This is a genomic window from Methylobacterium sp. 22177 (genome assembly GCF_052045615.1).
GTDB classification, from domain to species: Bacteria; Pseudomonadota; Alphaproteobacteria; order Rhizobiales; family Beijerinckiaceae; genus Methylobacterium; species Methylobacterium radiotolerans.
On sequence record NZ_JBQEPK010000031.1, the window covers coordinates 1 to 17,176 of the forward strand.

A 17,176-nucleotide genomic window follows, 5' to 3' on the forward strand; every position below is an offset into this window, starting at 1 on the left:
TAGCCAAGCGCACCGTGCGGGCGGATCGTGTTGTAGTGCCGACGCCAGCTTTCGATGATGATCTGTGCCTCCTTCAGGGTGTAGAAAATCTCGCCGTTCAGGAGTTCATCCCGCAATCGCGCGTTGAAGCTTTCGACAAAGCCGTTCTCACCACGGTGAGCCTGGCGCGATGTAGGCGGCCTTCGCGTCAATAGCCGCAATCCAGGACTGCACCGACTTGGCGATGAACTCGGGCCCGTTGTCTGAACGAACGTGCTCGGGCACGCCGCGCAGGATGAACAGGTCCGAGAGCACGTCGATCACGTCAGCTCCCTTCAGCTTGCGCGCAACGCGGATCGCCAGACATTCGCGGGTGAACTCGTCGACGACGTTGAGCATCCGGAACTTGCGCCCGTCATGGGTGCGCGCCTCGACGAAGTCGTAGGCCCAGACGTGGTCGCGCCGCTCCGGTTTGAGCCGGATGCAGGAACCATCCCCGTCCCACAGCCGGCCCTTCTTCGGCTGGCGGCCGGGCACCTTCAGCCCATCGCGCCGCCAGATCCGCTCGACCCGCTTGTCGTGGACCAACCAGCCGGCCGCCTTCAGCAGCGCGCCGATCTTCCGGTGGCCGTAGCGCCCGTACCGGCGCGCCAGTTCTACGAGATCGGCGGTCAACGCCGCCTCATCGTCTCTGCCCCGCGGCACCTTGCGCTGCGTCGAACGATGCTGACCGAGCGTACGGCACGCGCGGCGCTCGGAGACGTCCAGGACGTCCATCACATGCTCGATGCAGGCGCGTCGGCGCGCGGGGCTGGTCAGTTTCCCCGGGCAGCCTCCTGCAGGATCAGCTTGTCGAGCGTGAGATCTGCGATCGCCTTCCGGAGCCGGTGGTTCTCGGTCTCCAGGTCCTTCATGCGCCGGACCTAGTCGCTCTTCAGGCCGCCGTACTCCTTGCGCCAGCGATAGTACGTAGCCTCCGTCACGCCGATCGTGCGGATCGCGTCCCCGACGCTCTGGCCCACGGGGAGACCAGCACATCCACCTGCCGCAGCTTGGCGACGACATCCTCCGGCTTGTGCCGCTTCGTTCCCGTCTGTCCGTCCTCGTCCTGGCCCCAAGGCCATACCTCAGGGCGGACCACTTCACTGGGGGCGGATCACTCAGGATCTCCCGCTCCTGGCGTAGCACCTCTCTCTCGCGCCGCAGGCGCGCGAGCTCGGCGGCTATGTCCTCCGCCGATCGGCCGGCGGATGGTCCATCTCCCGCTCACGTCGACCGTCAATCCAGTTGCGCAGCGTCGAGAGCCCGGCGCCGAGATCGGCGGCGACCTCGCGGCGCGACCGCCCACTCGTCTGCACCAATCGCACCGCCTCAGCACGAAACTCGGGGGTAAAGGTCTGCTTCAGGTCTGCCTGCGGAACCCTCCTCCTTCAAGAAGAGAGGTCTCCACTTTCTCGGGGCAAGTCCAGACCGGGCGTTGCTCCGACCGATAGAGGGCCACCGGGTCGCGCCGATGCTGTGTCGGCGTCCGCTGGCGGCCGCCGTTCATTGCTTCGCCACAAGCGCCAGAGGAGCGATAGCCGCCAGCTCAGCAAGCTACCGGCAAGGACTGGCGAAGGAACGGATTTCTGCAGCTCGGTCGCTGTCAGAAGGAGCTGCGACCTTCAGGGTCGGAGTTCCAACTGCGACCCAAATGCGACCCAGAGGCCGAAGCGCTATAAAGTCGCTTGGATCTCTGGACCTAACATACTGATTTTTTTGGTAGCGAGGGAGGGATTTGAACCCCCGACACAAGGATTATGATTCCTCTGCTCTAACCAGCTGAGCTACCCCGCCACGAGCAGCGATCGTCCGCGAGGACGATGCGTGCAGTGGCGGCGGTATAGGGAGAGCGGGCGCTCGGTGTCAACGGTTCTCCGTGCGCAAATCGCGGACGCGGAACTGTCGCGTTCCGCGCCGCACGGATCGCGGAAGGAAATGCTCGGCTGTCACCCGGAGCCGACGGTCGCCGACGCGGCGGCCATGTCCGACTCGCCCGAGGCCGCTAGGTTGCCGCACGGGCCGCGCGACGGCCCGTGAGATCACGGAGCGTTCGATGACAGCGCGCATGAGCCATCGCAGGACGACCAGCATCGCCGTCCTTCTCGTCCTTGGGCTGCCGCTCGCCGCCGGTCCGGCCGTCGCGGCGGGCAAGGAGGTCACCTACCGCGCCGCCCTCAATGGCGGCAGCGAGGTCCCGGCGACCGCGTCCCACGGCGAGGGCGAGGTCACCGCGACCTTCGATCCCGCCACCAAGCGCCTGAGCTGGTCAGGCCGGTACAGCGGCCTCACCGGTCCGGTCACGGCCGCCCATTTCCACGGGCCGGCCAAGGTGGGCGAGAACGCCGGCGTGCTTGTTCCGGTGACGGCGGCGAGCAGTCCCTTCACCGGCGAGGCGACCCTCGACGACGCCAAGGCCGCCGATCTCGCGGCCGGCAAGCTGTACTTCAACCTCCACACCGCCGCGAACCCGAAGGGCGAAATCCGCGGCCAGCTGGAGCGCGCACCCTGATCCGGAACATCGGAAGCCTCGACGATCCGGGCCGCGCCCGGTAGGCGGATCCCGTCCACCTGCCGGAGCCTTCGATGAAGCACACCGACGCCATCATCGCCTGGACACCCGTCCGCTGGGCGGAGCTGAAGCCGGAAACCGCCGGGCAGGTCGTCATCCTGCCCGCGCCCGACACCGCCGGAGAGGCCAAGCGCTACATGATGCGCGCCGGCGCCAGCTCGTCCGCCCTGGCCACCCTGTCAGAGGAAGCGCGCATCGCGCGCCTCTTCATCGACTTCCAGACCGTGGTCGTCCGCGACGGGATCGATCCCCAGGTCGCCCACCGGGCCTTCCTGGCGATCGACGAGTACCGGTTCCGCATCGCCCCCGACACCGAGGGCGCGGAATTCGAGGACCCTCCCGAGGAAGATTAACCTCACCTCATCGGCACGGTTCACCGCGCTCATGGAAGCGTGAGAATTTAGAATACACACATTACGGGCGCGCCCTATCTCCCGGCGGGTCCTCAATTCGTCGGAGGCCGGCCATGCCCGTATCCCGTCGCGCCGTCATCGCCGCAGCCGCCCTCGCTCCGCTCGCCGGCCGCCTCGCCGCGGCGGCGGAGCCTCTGATCCGTCGGCCGATTCCATCGACCGGCGAGATGCTCCCGGCCATCGGGATCGGTACGTCCCGGCGTTACGAGGTCGAACCGGCGCCCGAGACAGTGGCGCCTTTGAGGGAGGCCGTGAGAACCTTCGTCGATCTCGGCGGATCGGTGATCGACACGGCCCCGAGCTACGGCACCGCCGAGGACGTCCTCGGCCTTATCCTGGCGGAGCCCGGCCTGCGCCGGAAGATCTTCCTCGCCAGCAAGGTGGACACGACCGGCCGCGACGCGACGCTCGCGGAATTCGACCGGTCGCTCAAGCGAATGAAGGTCGACACTCTCGATCTGGTAGCGGTCCACAACCTGATCGACGTGACCGAGAATCTGGCGGCCCTGCGCGACCTGAAGGCGCAGAAGCGCATCCGATACGTCGGCGTCACGGTCTGGCGCGACAACCAGCTCGACGCGCTGGAAGCCGTCATGAGGCGCGAGAGTCTCGACTTCATCCAGGTCAACTACGCCATCGACAACCGCGCCGCCGCCGAGCGCGTGCTCCCGCTGGCCGCGGATCGTGGCACGGCGGTGATGACCAACGTGCCCTTCGGCCGCGACCGCCTGTTCAAGGCGGTCCAGGGCAAGGAGCTGCCGGCGGTCGCCAAGGATCTCGGCTGCGCGAGCTGGCCGCAATTCTTCCTGAAATACGTCCTCGGCAACCCCGCCGTGACCTGCCCGATCCCCGGCATGGCGAAGGCTGCCTACGTCGAGGACAACCTCGGCGCCGCGCGGGGCAAGCTCCCGGATGCGGCGCAGCGCAAGCAGATGGAGACGTTCATCGATGCGGTCTGATCTCACCTCGCGCCGCGCGGCGCTCGCCCTCGCGGGCGGACTGGCCGTGGCCGCGGCTCTCCCGGCGGCCGTGCCCGCCCTGGCCCAGGACGGCCCGAAAAAGATCCGGATCGGCGTCATCGGGGCCGGGAATATCGGTGGCACGATCGGGACGCTCTGGGTCAGGGACGGCCACGAGGTGATGTTCGCCTCCCGCCACCCGGAGCAGCTCGCCGCCATGGTCTCGGAGCTCGGGCCGAAGGCGAAGGCCGGCACGCCCGAGGAGGCGATCACGTTCGGGGACGCGGTCTTCATCGCCGTCCCCTACAAGGCCTATCCGGACCTCGCGAAGGAGATCGGCCCGTCCCTCAAGGGCAAGGTCGTCCTCGACGCCGGCAATGCCACGCAGAAGCGCGACGGCGCGCTCTACGACGAGGTCCAGGCCAGCGGGATCGGCGCCACCTCGGCCAAGTACTTCGCCGGCGCCAAGCTCGTGCGCGCCTTCAACGCGGCCAACTACAAGGTCTTCGCCAAGGAGGGCGCGGACGGCGGCAAGGGGCGCGCGGGCGGTCGGATGGCGATCCCGATCGCCGGGGACGACCCGGAGGCGCTGAAGGTCGCCGAGGGTCTTGTCCGCGACGCCGGATTCGATCCGGTGGTGGTCGGCCCGCTCAAGGACGCCGACAAGTTCGCCATGGGCAGCCCGGGCTTCGGCCACGACGTCACCGCGCCTGAGATGCGCGGGAAACTCGGACTGGCGAAATAGACGCTTCGCCCGACCCCTCGCCGCGCCCTGCGGCGGCGAGGGGTGCGACCGCGTCTCCCCGAGGGAGACTTGTCCGGGGAAGAAGCTCGTCTCGGTGAGATCGGCCCATGCCTGAATCCGCCCCCGCCCGCGGCACCCTCGCGCGCCTGATCGACGTTCAGCCCGGGGAGGGTCGGGCGCTGGCATGGTCCTGGGCCTACATCTTCTCGATCCTCGCCGCCTACTACGTCCTGCGCCCCATCCGGGATCAGATGGGCGTCGCTGGCGGCATCGAGAACCTGCCCTGGCTGTTCACCGCTACCCTGGTCGGGATGCTCGCCCTGAACCTGCCCTTCGCCTACCTGGTGAAGCGGATGCCGCGGGCGCGGTTCGTGCCGATCACCTACCGGTTCTTCGCGGCCAACATCCTCGCCTTCGCGCTGACGCTCTATCTCGCGCCCCCCGAGTGGGGCGTGTGGATCGGCCGGGTGTTCTTCGTCTGGCTGTCGATCTTCAACCTGTTCGTGGTGTCGATCTTTTGGGCGACGATCGTCGACGTGTTCTCGAACGCCCAGGGCAAGCGGCTGTTCGGCTTCATCGCGGCCGGCGCGACGCTCGGCGCCATCGCGGGCTCGGCCACCACCGCGATCCTGGCCAAGAATGTCCCGACCTGGGGCCTGATGCTCTGCGCGGTGGTACTTCTCGAGGTCGCGGTGTTCTGCATGCGCGGGCTCTCCGCGCTGTCGACGCAGCTGCACGAGGTGCCCGGCAGCCACGGGGGCGTCGCGGACGGGCAGGATCGGACGATCGGCGGGAGCGTGCTTGCCGGCGTCACCCGGACCCTCGCGTCGCCCTATCTGATCAACATCTCGCTGTTCCTGCTGCTGTTCTCGGTGACATCGACCTTCCTCTATTTCGAGCAGGCGGGCATCGCGAAGCGGAGCTTCCCGGATCGCGGCGCGCAGACGGCGTTCTTCGCCAGCGTCGACCTCGCGGTGAACGTCCTCACCCTAGGGATCCAGCTGTTCCTCACCGGCCGGATCGTGAACCGAATCGGCGTCGCCCTGACTCTGGCGATCCTCCCGGCCTTCAGCATCCTCGGCTTCGCGGCACTCGCCCTCTGGCCGACGATCGGCGTGATCGTGGCGTTCCAGGTGCTGCGTCGGGCCGGCAACTTCGCCATAGCCCGGCCGGTCAGGGAGGTCCTGTTCACCGTCGTCCCGCGGGAGGATCGCTACAAGGCCAAGAGCTTCATCGACACGGTGGTCTACCGGCTGGGTGATCAGGTCGGCGCCTGGTCGTTCACCGGCATCCAGGGAATAGGGCTCGGAAGCGCCAGCGTGGCCGGCGCCGCGATTCCGCTGTCGATGGCATGGCTCGTGAACAGCGTCTGGCTCGGGCGCGCGCAGGAGCGTCGCCGGGCCGAGCAGGCGGCGCTGTCGGGCAGTGAGCCCGAGCGGACCCCGCCTATCGTCCGCGCCGCGGCCTCGTCCAGCGGGTGAGGACCGCTGTCCCCCGCCTACCGGTGCCGCATGAAGTCCCAGACCAGATAGGCCGGGAACGGCAGCATGATCGCGAAGAAGATCCAGTCGAACATCTGAGGCATCAAGCCGTCTCCCGCTCGCTCTCCTGGTTCTACCGGTGTGGCCGGGTGAAGTTCCGTTCGGCCGCGGCGCCCCGTTAAGACGCGGTTTACCCTGACGGGCGACGTATCGCGCTCGGTCCGGGCGCGAGAGAGAGACATGGCGGGACCCGCATGGTCGGCGCCGCGGCGCGGGTGGCGCGCCGCCGCTCCCGCGATGGCCGTCCTCGGGCTCCTCGCCTTGTCGCCGGCGCCGGCCGCCGCGCAGGAGGAGCCGCTCTACATCCGCATCCGCCCGCTGTCGGACGCCGAGGCGGCGCGCGTCGCCCGGGAGATGCTCTGGGCCCGCAGGCAGGCCCATGCCCGCGCGGTGATCGAGTCCGTGTGCACCGGTTGCCTCGGCGCCTGGAAGCCCGAGCCGGCCCCGACTCCCGCGCCGGCCGACGACAGGATTGCGAACCTCACCGTTTCGTTAGGGGTTGAACTCGACCCCGGCTCCGGGGCATCCGGGCCCCATCCCGATTCATCGACCTCCGAGAGGCATCCATGACGCAAGCGCATCCGACCAGCGGCGCCGAGCCCGAAGTCGATTGCCCGGTGACCCTCGAGGTTCTGGGCTCCGTGTACCGGGCCGACGACTTCGACCTACCGCTGATTCTGGAGCAGATTCCGCCGCTCAAGCGCGCGCAGCTCGCCGCCTACCTCTACGGCAAGAGCCACATGCACAAGCTCGGGCTGAAGGTTGCCCGCTCCTGCGAGCGCGACGACCTGATCCGCGTGGCCGGCGAGATCGGCTCGGTGATCCACGGGCAGGCACACCTCAAGCCGTCGCGGCCGGCGCCCGAGGCGGCCCCGCAGCTGCGCGCCAAGACTCCGCCCGGCCAGAAGAAGGTGAGCCTCGCCGGTGCCGCCGCGAAGCCCGCGATCAGCCTCGGCGGCTCGGCCAAGGTCCGCAACTTCGACTGAGAGCCGACGCGTTTGGCCAGCCGAGACCGCCGCGCGCGGCTGGCCGCGCCGCGCCGCGCGGCGCCGGACCGGCAGAAATGCGCACGATTGAGTACCGGCGTCCGGCATTCCTTCGGTGACGGCACGTCGGAAGGTCGGACAACCCGGACTTGTGCGTTGCACGCGCCGCGGCCTTCGGATAATCGCCCGCGATGAACACCGACCACGACAAGATCCTGATCGTCGATTTCGGCTCTCAGGTGACGCAGCTCATCGCCCGCCGGGTGCGCGAGGAGGGCGTCTACTGTGAGATCGTGCCCTTCACGAAGGCCGAGGCGGCGTTCCGCGAGCAGAAGCCCAAGGGCGTGATCCTCTCCGGCGGCCCCGAATCGGTGACCGTGGAGGCATCGCCCCGCGCGCCGCAGCTCGTGTTCGATTCCGGCGTCCCGGTCTTCGGCATCTGCTACGGCCAGCAGACTATGGCGGCCCAGCTCGGCGGTGCCGTCGAGGGCGGTCACCACGCGGAGTTCGGCCGCGCCGAGGTCGAGATCCTGGCCGATTGCCCGCTGTTCAAGGGCGTGTGGCACAAGGGCGAGAAGTACCCGGTCTGGATGAGCCACGGTGACCGCGTCACCAAGCTGCCGGACGGCTTCACCACCGTGGCGATCTCTCGGAACGCCCCCTTCGCGGCGGTGGCCGACGAGGCCCGCAACTACTACGCGGTCCAGTTCCACCCGGAGGTGGCGCACACGCCCCACGGCGCCCTGCTGATCCGCAACTTCGTGCGCGATGTCGCGGGCTGCTCGGGCGACTGGACCATGGGCGCCTACCGCGAGGAGGCCATCGCCAAGATCCGCGAGCAGGTCGGCTCCGAGAAGGTGATCTGCGGTCTGTCTGGCGGCGTCGATTCGGCCGTAGCGGCGGTGCTGATCCACGAGGCGATCGGCGATCAGCTGACCTGCGTGTTCGTCGACCACGGGCTCCTGCGCCTCGGCGAGGCCGAGCAGGTCGTGGCTTTGTTCCGCGACCACTACAACATCCCGCTGGTCCACGTGGAGGCGTCGGGGATGTTCCTCGCGGCTCTGGAGGGCGTCAGCGACCCGGAAATCAAGCGCAAGACGATCGGCCGCCTGTTCATCGACGTGTTCGAGGCCGAATCGAAGAAGATCGGCGGGGCGAAGTTCCTCGCGCAGGGCACGCTCTACCCCGACGTGATCGAGAGCGTGTCGTTCACGGGCGGCCCGTCGGTGACGATCAAGAGCCACCACAATGTCGGCGGCCTGCCCGAGCGCATGAACATGAAGCTCGTCGAGCCGCTGCGCGAGCTGTTCAAGGACGAGGTCCGGGTGCTCGGCAAGGAGCTCGGCCTGCCCGAGGGCTTCGTCGGCCGCCACCCGTTCCCGGGCCCGGGCCTGGCGATCCGCTGCCCCGGCACCATCACGGGTGAGAAGCTGGAAGCCCTGCGCAAGGCCGACGCGATCTACCTCGACGAGATCCGGCAGGCCGGCCTCTACGACACGATCTGGCAGGCCTTCGCGGTGATCCTGCCGGTGAAGACTGTCGGCGTGATGGGCGACGGCCGCACCTATGACCATGTCTGCGCGCTGCGCGCCGTCACCTCGGTCGATGGCATGACCGCCGACTTCTACCCGTTCGACATGGCCTTCCTGGGCCGGGTCGCGACCCGGATCATCAACGAGGTGAAGGGCATCAACCGGGTGACCTACGACATCACCTCCAAGCCGCCCGGCACGATCGAGTGGGAGTGAGCGGCCGCCGAGCGGTCGGCACAGGCGCGGCGGAGCGCGACCAGCTCGGTCGTCACGGATTGCAGAGCGCCGGTTCGACCGCCTTCATCGCCGGCCGGAACGCCGCGAGATGCAGCCCGTCGCGGAGGGCGCCGGGCTTCGCGTAGCCGGTGTCGCCGTCGCGCAGGGCCGCGAACGGGTCCGTGAAGACGCACCCGAGCCGCCCACAGAGGTTCTGCAATCGACGCGAGTAATCGGCGACCGCTCCCGCGTCGACCAGCTTGCCGATCTCGCGACCGACCGGGGGGAGGGCGGTCACCACGACGCGCGGGCTCAAGGTCTGGAGCCGCCTGACGATGGTCTCGGCGGCGGCCTCGAACTGTTCCGTCGGCTTGTGCAGTTGCGGGTTGTTCTTCACCAGGATGTCGTTGGTCCCGATGGTCAGGACGGCGAGCCGGGGATTCACCTTGAAGGACAGGCGCGCGAGGTAGTCCGCGTAGCTGGCCGCGGTCGCGCCGCTGATGCCGCCGTTGAGGAACTCGAGGCCGCAGGGCCGCTGGCTTCCGGGCTGCAGTTCCACCTGCGAATCGCCGGCCCAGAACACGTAGTCCGGCGGCGCCTCGTCGAGGCTGACCTGCACGGCGATCAGGCGCATCTCCGCGTAGGCCCGCGCGTCGGCCCCCGGCCGGTGCAGGCGCCACCCGGCGAACCCGCCGATCGCCAGCAGGGCGAGCCCGCCGAGACCGAGGAGGACGGCGCGCTTCACGGCTCGGCCCCGGCCCGGTCGACCTGGGCGTCCGGGCGCGCGTCCGTCGTGGCGTAGTAGGGCTTGATGTCGAGGAGCGGCGTGCCGTCGAGGCAGTCGAGCCCGCGCACGCGGAGCGCGTCGCCGTCGCGGCCGAGCAGTTCCACGACGGACAGGGCGATCGGGTTGGGACGCGCGGGCGAGCGCAACGAGAAGGTGCCGCGAGGGCCGTCGGCGTGGCGCGGGCGCTGGACCACGAGGCCGCGCGTCGCCCGGTCCATCCAGTAGAGCAGGATCAGGTGCGTGCAGCCCGTGACATTGCGCAGGCCGGGGGCGTAGGCGGGATCGACCTCCACGGTGCAGACCGTGTCCGCCTGGAGCCCGTTCTTGGGACAGTCGGACCGCGTCAGCCAGGGCGTCCGCAGCCGACCGATGAAGTGGAGGCCCGCGTCAAAGGTCGCGGGCAGCGCGGCCCTCACTTCACCGGGACGGGTCCCGAACTCATCCGCGTCCATGCCGCCTCGCTCCGCGCCGGCCGGCTTGTCGGCCATGTGTTCGCGGCCCGCAACCCCGCATCTCGCCCCCGGATGGCGCGGGGTGTAGATCCGGCAGCAGGAACGGAGGCGACATGATCGAGCGGGAATTGCGGCCGATGCAGGCGGTGGCCGACGCCGGGACCGCCATCGACCGGCTCGTCGAGCTCTACGACGACGCGGCCGGCGCCCTGCGAACCGCGCTGGAGCGATACCTCGCCGGCGGGCCGCCGCCTGACGCCACGGAGCGGCTCGCCTTCCGCTACCCGGAGCTGCGGATCAGCTACCGCCCGGACGGACCGCTGCCGCGGGTCAGGCGCGCCACCGCCAAGCTCCAGGCCGCCGGCACCTACGCCACCACGGTCACGCATCCGGGCTTTTTCCGGACCTATCTGACCCGCCAGCTGGAGCCGCTGATCGCCGACTACGGCATCGCCATCGAGGTCGGCCTGAGCGCGCAGGAGATTCCCTACCCCTACGTGCTGGAGGCGGGGCTGGACGCACGCGGGCGGACCGTCGACGGCGCCGACCTCGCTACCTACTTCCCGGTCCCGCTCCTGTCTCTCGTGGGCGACGAGATCGCCGACGGGACATTCGACCAGATCGCCGGCGAGCCGCTGCCGCTGGCGCTGTTCGACGCGGTGCGGGTCGATTACTCGCTTCGGCGTCTGGTCCATTACACCGGCTGCGACTGGCGCGACGTCCAGCCCTGGATCCTGCTCACGAACTATCACCGCTACGTCGACCAGTTCGTCCGCCACGGGCTGGAGCGGCTCGCCTCGGGCGCGGAGGGGTTCGAGCGGCTGGTCCTGCCGGGCGGCGTGTCCGTGACCCGCGCCGAGGCGGCCGATGCCGACCCCGCGGCGGTCATTGCCGCCTCGCCCTGGCACCGGCACCAGATGCCGGCCTACCACCTGGTGGCGCGCGACGCCGACGGGACCCAGCAGGGCACGACGCTGGTCAATATCGGCGTCGGGCCGTCGAACGCGAAGACGATCACCGACCATCTCGCCGTCCTGCGCCCGGATTGCTGGCTGATGGTCGGCCATTGCGGCGGCCTGCGGCAGTCGCAGACCATCGGCGACTACGTGCTGGCGCACGCCTACCTCCGCCGCGACCGGATCCTCGACGAGCTCGTGCCGCCGGACGTCCCGGTGCCGGCCCTCGCCGAGGTGCAGGTCGCCCTCCAGGATGCCGCCGCCGCGGTGACGGGCGAGCAGGCCGACGCGCTCAAGCGGCGCCTGCGCACCGGCACGGTGGTGACCTACGACGACCGCAACTGGGAACTGCGCTTCAGCCAGGAGCGGCGTCGGATCAACCAGTCGCGCGCGGTCGCGGTGGACATGGAGAGCGGCACGGTCGCCGCCCAGGGCTTCCGCCTGCGCGTGCCCTACGGCGCGCTGCTCTGCGTCTCCGACAAGCCGCTCCACGGCGAGATCAAGCTGCCAGGCGCCGCCAACGCCTTCTACGATCGGGCGGTCTCGGAGCATCTCCAGGTGGGGCTGGCGGCCCTCGACGTGCTGCGGGCCGACCGGCAAGGTCTCCACTCGCGCAAGCTGCGAAGCTTCGACGAACCGCCCTTCCGGTAAAGTCTCGCGAAAACCGGAGAGGAGCGCAGGGTCGCGGCGTGCACGGCCCCGTCTCAGCGACCGACCGCCACGCCGTCAACAATACTCAAGCTTGGATACAGCCTCTGTGAGCGGTGTTGAGAGGTTAAGACACCACACACCAAGCTGAGATTTCCCATGACCCGTATGGCACTCGTTTCCACCGCCCTCCTGGCGGCCGTGGCTCTCGCGCCGTCCGGCGCCGAGGCCCGCGGCCTCGGCGGGGGTGGATCCCACGGCGGCGGCTTCGGCGGGGGCGGATTCCACGGCGGCGGCTTCGGCGGGGGCGGATTCCACGGCGGCGGTTTCGGCGGCGGCTTCCGCGGGACCGGGGTCGGCGGCGGAGCCTTCCGGAACGGCGGCTTCGGCGGCGGCGCCTTCCAGAACGGCGGCGTCGGCGGGGCGCGGGTCGGTGGATCGGGCGGCGGCTTCCGCGGTGCGGGGCTCGGCGCGGCCGGCGTCGGTGGCGTCCGGACCGGCGGATACAATCAGGCCGGCCGGTTCGGCGGGGTCGGAAACCGCGGCCTCGCCGGTCGCGGCTTCGTCAACCGCGGCTATTACGGCCACCGCTACGGCCGCGGTGTCGGCTACGGACTCGCCGGCCTCGGGCTCGGCCTCGGCGTCGGGTACGGCCTGGGCGGTCTCGACTACGGCTACGACAACTGCGCCTACAATTACGGCTACGGCGCCTACGACCCGGCCGCCTGCGACAGCTATTACGGCTACGGCTACTGAGTCCGCCGCGCGGGCGCGGTGCCCGCGCTCCGGCTTAGCGACGCGTCCGCGCCCGGCCCTCGAGGCCTGGCGATACCGTTCGGGGACACCCGTGCCCGTCATGCCGCGGGTGACGGTACGCTCCGCGCCGGCATCCCGGAGCGTCGACTGCGGGACGCAGATCCGAGAACCCCTGTCGATGCCGCACGTGTCTCCGCCGGCTTCCGAGGCGCCCGGATCCCGCTGCGCGGCCGCGATGTGAAGCGGGCCGCGTTCGCCTGCCGATAGAGCCGTGCCGAGCAAACCCCTCCCTGCCGACCGAGGAAGCGGTGGCGCCCACAGCCTTCGCCGTCCACGAAGGCTTGCTCAACATCTCCCGAATTGCGAACCGTTCCAATCCGGTGACGATGCCGCCTCCGGTGTAGCGTGGTGCGGGGACGATCGCGGTGAGCGGCGAGGGATTGGTTGCGGCGACGGCGGCGCTGCTCGTGCTGTGCATGGGCCTCTGGTCGACCGCGCTGCTGCCCGAGATCGTCACGGCGCTCGCCTTCTTCGGGATGGCGATGCTGCTGCGGCTCGGCTCTGCCGCCACGGTGTTCTCGGGCTTCTCGTCCTCCGCCTTCTGGCTCGTCCTGTCCGGCATGGTGGTCGGGCAGGGCATGACCCGAACCGGCCTCGGCGCCCGGATGGCGCGGACGCTCGCGCTGCGGCTCTCGGGTTCCTACGGGCGCTTCATCGCCGGGCTGGTGACGCTGAGCTTCCTCATCGCCTTCGTCATGCCGTCGAATCTGGGCCGCATCGCCCTGATGATCCCGGTGACCCTGGCACTCTGCGACGCCTTCGGGCTCGCGGCCGGGCGCCCTGGGCGTACCGGCGCGGTCCTGGCCGTCGGCCTCGCCACGCCGATCCTGTCGGCGGCGATCCTTCCCGCCAACGTCCCGAACCTCGTCATGGCCGGCTCGGCGGAGCACCTGCTCGGCCTGCATCTCTCCTACCTCTCCTACTTCCTCCTGCACGCCCCGGTCCTGGCCCTTGCGAAGGGCGTGCTGCTGGTCGCGCTGATCGTCCGGTTATTCCCCGACGACCTCGCCTCGGCCGCTCCGTCGCTGGCCGAGCGGCCGCCGCTCTCGGCGCCCGAGCGGCGCCTCGCGGTGATCCTCGCCTGCACCTTGATCCTCTGGATGACCGACAGCCTGCACGGCCTCGCGCCCGCCTGGGTCGGCCTCGCCGCCGCGGTGGTCTGCCTGCTGCCCCGGATCGGCGTGCTTCCGCCGGAGGCGTTCCAGCAGGTGAATCTGCGGACCTGCTTCTACATCGCGGCGCTCCTCGGCCTCGTCGCTCTGGTCAATGAGACCGGGCTGGGCGAGCGCCTCGGCCATCTGCTTCTGACGGTGGCGCCGCTGGCGCACGACGCGCCGACGCAGAACTTCGCGGTGCTCACAGGCATCGCCACGGTGCTGACCCTCCTCGTCACTGCCAACGGCGCCCCAGCCCTCTACACGGCTCTGGCGGGCGAGATGACGGAGGCGAGCGGCCTGTCACCCTTGGCGGTCGTCTCGCTGCAGGTGATCGGCTACTCGACCGTGTTCTTCCCCTATCAGGCGCCCCCGATCGTGTTCGCGAGCGAACTCGGGCGGGTCCGCCTCCGGGACGCGACGCGACTGACCCTGAGCTTCGGGGTGCTGTCGCTGCTGGTGGCGGCGCCGCTCGACTACGCGTGGTGGCGCATCCTGGGACAGCTAAAGTGACAGAATCGGCAAAGTGTCGCCCCGGACGGCACATTGCGCCGCACCATGGCGGATTGCGGGTTGCCCGCTCAGCCACTAGCGCTACCAGATTAGAGACGGTCCAGTTCGCAGCTGCGAGGCTTCAACCCGATGGCACCCACCGCCCGCCCGACAGTGGCACAGCCGATGTCGCCGCATCTCCAGATCTATCGCTGGACCTGGACGATGGCGATGTCGGTGTTCCACCGCATCACCGGAACCGCGCTCTATGGCGGGACTGCTCTGGTCGCGATCTGGCTCGTGGCTCTGGCTTCGGGCCCGGTGGGCTACTCTTACGTGGCCGGCTTCTTCGGCTCGATCTTCGGGCGCCTGATCCTGTTCGTCTACACGTGGATCCTGATGCACCACATGCTCGGCGGCATCCGGCACCTGATCTGGGATACCGGCGTCGGGTTCGACCGCGACAAGCGTCTCTCGATGGCCCGGCTGACGCTGATCGGCTCGGTGGCCCTCACCCTCGTCATCTGGGCGGTCGCCCTTCTGGTCCGCTGAGGAGGCCGACATGGCTAAGGAAGAGGTCCGGCAGGACACGCGCGTCTCGATCCGCACCCCGCGCGCACGGGTGCGCGGCCTCGGCGTCTCCCATCACGGCGCCGACCACTGGTGGCTGCAGCGGCTGACCGCCGTCGCCAACGTCGTGCTGATGCTGAGCTTCGTGGTGATCATCGCCAAGATGGCGGGCCGCGGCTACGCGGAGGCGCGGCTCCTCGTCGCGACCCCCCTGGTCTCGATCCTCCTGATCCTGGCGCTGCTGTCGGTGACGGTCCACATGCGCCTCGGCATGCAGGTGATCATCGAGGACTACGTGCACGCGCCGGCGACGAAGATCGCGGCGGTGTTCGCCAACAACGCTTACGCGGTCGTCGTGGCCGTCGCCTGCCTCTACGCGGTCCTGCGCATCGGCTTCGGACAGCCGGCCTGACCCCGCCAACAACGATCTCGAGGAGCCGAACATGGCCGCCAACGGCACCAACGGCAGCGGGCCTGCCTACACCATCCACGATCACGCCTTCGACGTCGTGATCGTCGGCGCGGGCGGCGCCGGCCTGCGCGCCACGGTCGGCTGCTCGGAGGCGGGCCTGCGCACCGCCTGCATCACCAAGGTGTTCCCGACCCGCTCCCACACGGTGGCAGCGCAGGGCGGCATCTCGGCCTCCCTCGGCAACATGGGCCCGGACGACTGGCGCTGGCACATGTACGACACGGTGAAAGGGTCGGACTGGCTCGGCGACCAGGACGCCATCGAGTATCTCGTGCGCAACGCGCCCGCCGCCGTCTACGAGTTGGAGCACTGGGGCGTGCCCTTCTCCCGCACGGAGGAAGGCAAGATCTACCAGCGCCCGTTCGGCGGCATGACCACGGACTACGGCAAGGGCACCGCCCAGCGCACCTGCGCGGCAGCCGACCGCACCGGTCACGCCATGCTGCACACCCTCTACGGGCAGGCGGTGAAGAACCAGACCGACTTCTTCATCGAGTACTTCGCCCTTGACCTGATCATGGACGACGAGGGCCGCTGCCGCGGCGTGATCGCGCTCGATCAGGCCACCGGCGAGATCCACCGCTTCCGCGCCCAGATGACCATCCTGGCGACCGGCGGCTACGGCCGCGCCTACTTCTCGGCGACCTCCGCCCATACCTGCACGGGCGACGGCAACGCCATGGTGCTGCGCGCCGGCCTGCCGCTGCAGGACATGGAGTTCGTGCAGTTCCACCCGACCGGCATCTACGGCGCGGGCTGCCTGATCACGGAAGGCTCCCGCGGCGAGGGCGGCTACCTCACCAATTCCGAGGGCGAGCGCTTCATGGAGCGCTACGCGCCGTCGGCGAAGGACCTCGCCTCGCGCGACGTCGTCTCGCGCTCCATGACCATGGAGATCCGCGACGGCCGCGGCGTCGGCAGGAACAAGGACCACATCTACCTGCACCTCGACCACCTGGACCCGAAGATCCTGCACGAGCGCCTGCCGGGCATCTCGGAATCCGCGCGGATCTTCGCGGGCGTCGACGTGACCAAGGAACCGATCCCGGTCATCCCGACCGTCCACTACAACATGGGCGGCATCCCCACGAACTATCACGGCGAGGTGCTGACGCTGCGCGACGGCAACCCCGACACGGTGGTTCCGGGCCTGATGGCGATCGGCGAGGCGGCCTGCGTCTCGGTCCACGGCGCCAACCGCCTCGGCTCGAACTCGCTGATCGACCTCGTGGTCTTCGGCCGCGCCGCCGGCAAGCGCTGCGCCGAGATCGTCGAGCCGAACGGCCGGGCCATGGAGCTGCCGAAGGGCGCGACCGACAAGGCGCTCGAGCGCCTGGACCGGTTCCGCTACGCCAACGGCTCGACGCCGACAGCCGAGCTCCGCGCCGAGATGCAGAAGACGATGCAGAACAACTGCGCCGTGTTCCGCACCGGCGAGGTGCTGGAGGAGGGCAAGGGCCTGATCCACAAGGTCTGGAACGCCGCCGCCGACGTGAAGGTCACCGACCGGTCGCTGGTCTGGAACACCGATCTCCTCGAGACCCTGGAGTTCGACAACCTGATCGGTCAGGCGGTGGTAACGATGGAATCGGCCGCCAACCGCACCGAATCGCGCGGCGCCCACGCGCGCGAGGACTTCCCGGACCGCGACGACAAGGACTGGATGAAGCACACGCTGTCCTGGCTCGACGAGAGCCGGCATCAGGTAAACATCGACTACCGGCCGGTCCACACCTACACGATGTCGAACGAGATCCAGTACATCGAGCCGAAAGCGCGCGTGTACTGATCTGCAACTCTGCACCACGACTGCGGCGGCGGGGCCTTGCCCCTCCGGCCGCCGCGTC

16 protein-coding genes, 1 tRNA gene and 2 pseudogenes are annotated in these 17,176 nt (G+C 69.5%); 14 read left to right on the plus strand and 5 right to left on the minus strand.

Annotation, left to right across the window (positions count from 1 at the left end):
- The 3 genes and pseudogenes from ACTJK8_RS23040 to ACTJK8_RS23050 form a co-directional block, all read right to left on the minus strand.
- Positions 1-1,120 (minus strand): annotated as a pseudogene (locus ACTJK8_RS23040) (IS3 family transposase); the annotation flags it as partial.
- Positions 1,121-1,140: 20 nt separating this feature from the next.
- Positions 1,141-1,385, minus strand: a pseudogene (locus ACTJK8_RS23045) (transposase); the annotation flags it as partial.
- A gap of 353 nt (positions 1,386-1,738) precedes the next feature.
- A tRNA-Met gene (locus ACTJK8_RS23050) sits at positions 1,739-1,815 on the minus strand.
- 259 nt (positions 1,816-2,074) lie between these two features.
- On the opposite strand from ACTJK8_RS23050, the gene ACTJK8_RS23055 reads away from it, so the two are divergent.
- The 8 genes from ACTJK8_RS23055 (at position 2,075) to guaA (ending at position 8,982) form a co-directional block, all read left to right on the plus strand.
- Positions 2,075-2,530, plus strand: a complete 456-nt coding sequence (locus ACTJK8_RS23055) for a CHRD domain-containing protein (protein WP_058606545.1) — start codon at positions 2,075-2,077, stop codon at positions 2,528-2,530.
- Positions 2,531-2,604: 74 nt separating this feature from the next.
- Positions 2,605-2,943 carry a hypothetical protein gene (locus tag ACTJK8_RS23060; RefSeq protein ID WP_012317452.1) on the plus strand — a complete coding sequence of 113 codons (339 nt, stop codon included), beginning with the start codon at positions 2,605-2,607 and terminating at the stop codon, positions 2,941-2,943.
- A 113-nt stretch (positions 2,944-3,056) separates the two neighbouring features.
- A complete protein-coding gene (locus ACTJK8_RS23065) occupies positions 3,057-3,962 on the plus strand; it encodes an aldo/keto reductase (RefSeq protein ID WP_440762562.1) in 906 nt (301 codons plus the stop codon).
- Positions 3,952-4,707, plus strand: coding sequence for an NADPH-dependent F420 reductase (locus ACTJK8_RS23070; RefSeq protein WP_012317454.1), 756 nt, complete (start codon positions 3,952-3,954; stop codon positions 4,705-4,707). Before ACTJK8_RS23065 ends, ACTJK8_RS23070 begins: the two co-directional genes overlap by 11 nt.
- Before the next feature lie 107 nt (positions 4,708-4,814).
- Positions 4,815-6,188: an NTP/NDP exchange transporter gene (locus tag ACTJK8_RS23075; RefSeq protein WP_053620289.1), complete on the plus strand. Its 1,374-nt coding sequence runs from the start codon at positions 4,815-4,817 to the stop codon at positions 6,186-6,188.
- A gap of 240 nt (positions 6,189-6,428) precedes the next feature.
- Positions 6,429-6,818, plus strand: coding sequence for a hypothetical protein (locus ACTJK8_RS23080; protein ID WP_012317456.1), 390 nt, complete (start codon positions 6,429-6,431; stop codon positions 6,816-6,818).
- Positions 6,815-7,234 (plus strand): hypothetical protein, encoded by a 420-nt coding sequence (locus ACTJK8_RS23085; protein WP_012317457.1) that lies wholly within the window; start codon positions 6,815-6,817, stop codon positions 7,232-7,234. The genes ACTJK8_RS23080 and ACTJK8_RS23085 overlap by 4 nt, the downstream gene beginning before the upstream one ends.
- 191 nt (positions 7,235-7,425) lie before the next feature.
- Complete coding sequence (gene guaA / locus ACTJK8_RS23090) at positions 7,426-8,982, plus strand: glutamine-hydrolyzing GMP synthase (RefSeq protein ID WP_012317458.1); 1,557 nt, start codon at positions 7,426-7,428, stop codon at positions 8,980-8,982.
- Between the two features lie 52 nt (positions 8,983-9,034).
- Here guaA and ACTJK8_RS23095 read toward each other — a convergent pair whose 3' ends face one another.
- Both ACTJK8_RS23095 and tsaA read right to left on the minus strand, forming a co-directional pair.
- Entirely contained in the window at positions 9,035-9,727 is a 693-nt protein-coding gene (locus ACTJK8_RS23095; RefSeq protein ID WP_440762563.1) for an SGNH/GDSL hydrolase family protein, read from the minus strand.
- On the minus strand, positions 9,724-10,221 hold the full coding sequence (gene tsaA, locus ACTJK8_RS23100; RefSeq protein WP_266283665.1) for a tRNA (N6-threonylcarbamoyladenosine(37)-N6)-methyltransferase TrmO: 498 nt from the start codon (positions 10,219-10,221) through the stop codon (positions 9,724-9,726). The genes ACTJK8_RS23095 and tsaA overlap by 4 nt, the downstream gene beginning before the upstream one ends.
- Positions 10,222-10,334: 113 nt before the next feature.
- Between tsaA and ACTJK8_RS23105 the strand changes: the two genes are divergently transcribed.
- The 6 genes from ACTJK8_RS23105 (at position 10,335) to sdhA (ending at position 17,118) form a co-directional block, all read left to right on the plus strand.
- On the plus strand, positions 10,335-11,828 hold the full coding sequence (locus ACTJK8_RS23105; protein WP_012317461.1) for an AMP nucleosidase: 1,494 nt from the start codon (positions 10,335-10,337) through the stop codon (positions 11,826-11,828).
- A 156-nt stretch (positions 11,829-11,984) separates the two neighbouring features.
- Positions 11,985-12,581 carry a hypothetical protein gene (locus ACTJK8_RS23110; RefSeq protein WP_209649808.1) on the plus strand — a complete coding sequence of 199 codons (597 nt, stop codon included), beginning with the start codon at positions 11,985-11,987 and terminating at the stop codon, positions 12,579-12,581.
- A gap of 476 nt (positions 12,582-13,057) precedes the next feature.
- Positions 13,058-14,308 carry an SLC13 family permease gene (locus tag ACTJK8_RS23115; protein WP_440762572.1) on the plus strand — a complete coding sequence of 417 codons (1,251 nt, stop codon included), beginning with the start codon at positions 13,058-13,060 and terminating at the stop codon, positions 14,306-14,308.
- 129 nt (positions 14,309-14,437) lie between these two features.
- Positions 14,438-14,839, plus strand: coding sequence for a succinate dehydrogenase, cytochrome b556 subunit (gene sdhC / locus ACTJK8_RS23120; protein WP_012317464.1), 402 nt, complete (start codon positions 14,438-14,440; stop codon positions 14,837-14,839).
- Positions 14,840-14,849: 10 nt separating this feature from the next.
- Positions 14,850-15,269, plus strand: coding sequence for a succinate dehydrogenase, hydrophobic membrane anchor protein (sdhD, locus tag ACTJK8_RS23125; protein WP_024831123.1), 420 nt, complete (start codon positions 14,850-14,852; stop codon positions 15,267-15,269).
- Positions 15,270-15,300: 31 nt separating this feature from the next.
- A complete protein-coding gene (gene sdhA, locus ACTJK8_RS23130) occupies positions 15,301-17,118 on the plus strand; it encodes a succinate dehydrogenase flavoprotein subunit (RefSeq protein WP_440762564.1) in 1,818 nt (605 codons plus the stop codon).
- The last annotated feature ends 58 nt before the right edge of the window (positions 17,119-17,176 follow it).

What these genes read in the sequence shown, in the direction of transcription:
- ACTJK8_RS23055 (WP_058606545.1), top strand. Translation starts at nt 2,075, where the DNA reads ATGACAGCGCGCATGAGCCATCGCAGGACGACCAGCATCGCCGTCCTT.
- ACTJK8_RS23060 (WP_012317452.1), top strand. Translation starts at nt 2,605, where the DNA reads ATGAAGCACACCGACGCCATCATCGCCTGGACACCCGTCCGCTGGGCG.
- ACTJK8_RS23065 (WP_440762562.1), top strand. Translation starts at nt 3,057, where the DNA reads ATGCCCGTATCCCGTCGCGCCGTCATCGCCGCAGCCGCCCTCGCTCCG.
- ACTJK8_RS23070 (WP_012317454.1), top strand. Translation starts at nt 3,952, where the DNA reads ATGCGGTCTGATCTCACCTCGCGCCGCGCGGCGCTCGCCCTCGCGGGC.
- ACTJK8_RS23075 (WP_053620289.1), top strand. Translation starts at nt 4,815, where the DNA reads ATGCCTGAATCCGCCCCCGCCCGCGGCACCCTCGCGCGCCTGATCGAC.
- ACTJK8_RS23080 (WP_012317456.1), top strand. Translation starts at nt 6,429, where the DNA reads ATGGCGGGACCCGCATGGTCGGCGCCGCGGCGCGGGTGGCGCGCCGCC.
- ACTJK8_RS23085 (WP_012317457.1), top strand. Translation starts at nt 6,815, where the DNA reads ATGACGCAAGCGCATCCGACCAGCGGCGCCGAGCCCGAAGTCGATTGC.
- guaA (WP_012317458.1), top strand. Translation starts at nt 7,426, where the DNA reads ATGAACACCGACCACGACAAGATCCTGATCGTCGATTTCGGCTCTCAG.
- tsaA (WP_266283665.1), bottom strand. Translation starts at nt 10,221, where the DNA reads ATGGACGCGGATGAGTTCGGGACCCGTCCCGGTGAAGTGAGGGCCGCG.
- ACTJK8_RS23105 (WP_012317461.1), top strand. Translation starts at nt 10,335, where the DNA reads ATGATCGAGCGGGAATTGCGGCCGATGCAGGCGGTGGCCGACGCCGGG.
- ACTJK8_RS23110 (WP_209649808.1), top strand. Translation starts at nt 11,985, where the DNA reads ATGACCCGTATGGCACTCGTTTCCACCGCCCTCCTGGCGGCCGTGGCT.
- ACTJK8_RS23115 (WP_440762572.1), top strand. Translation starts at nt 13,058, where the DNA reads ATGGGCCTCTGGTCGACCGCGCTGCTGCCCGAGATCGTCACGGCGCTC.
- sdhC (WP_012317464.1), top strand. Translation starts at nt 14,438, where the DNA reads ATGGCACCCACCGCCCGCCCGACAGTGGCACAGCCGATGTCGCCGCAT.
- sdhD (WP_024831123.1), top strand. Translation starts at nt 14,850, where the DNA reads ATGGCTAAGGAAGAGGTCCGGCAGGACACGCGCGTCTCGATCCGCACC.
- sdhA (WP_440762564.1), top strand. Translation starts at nt 15,301, where the DNA reads ATGGCCGCCAACGGCACCAACGGCAGCGGGCCTGCCTACACCATCCAC.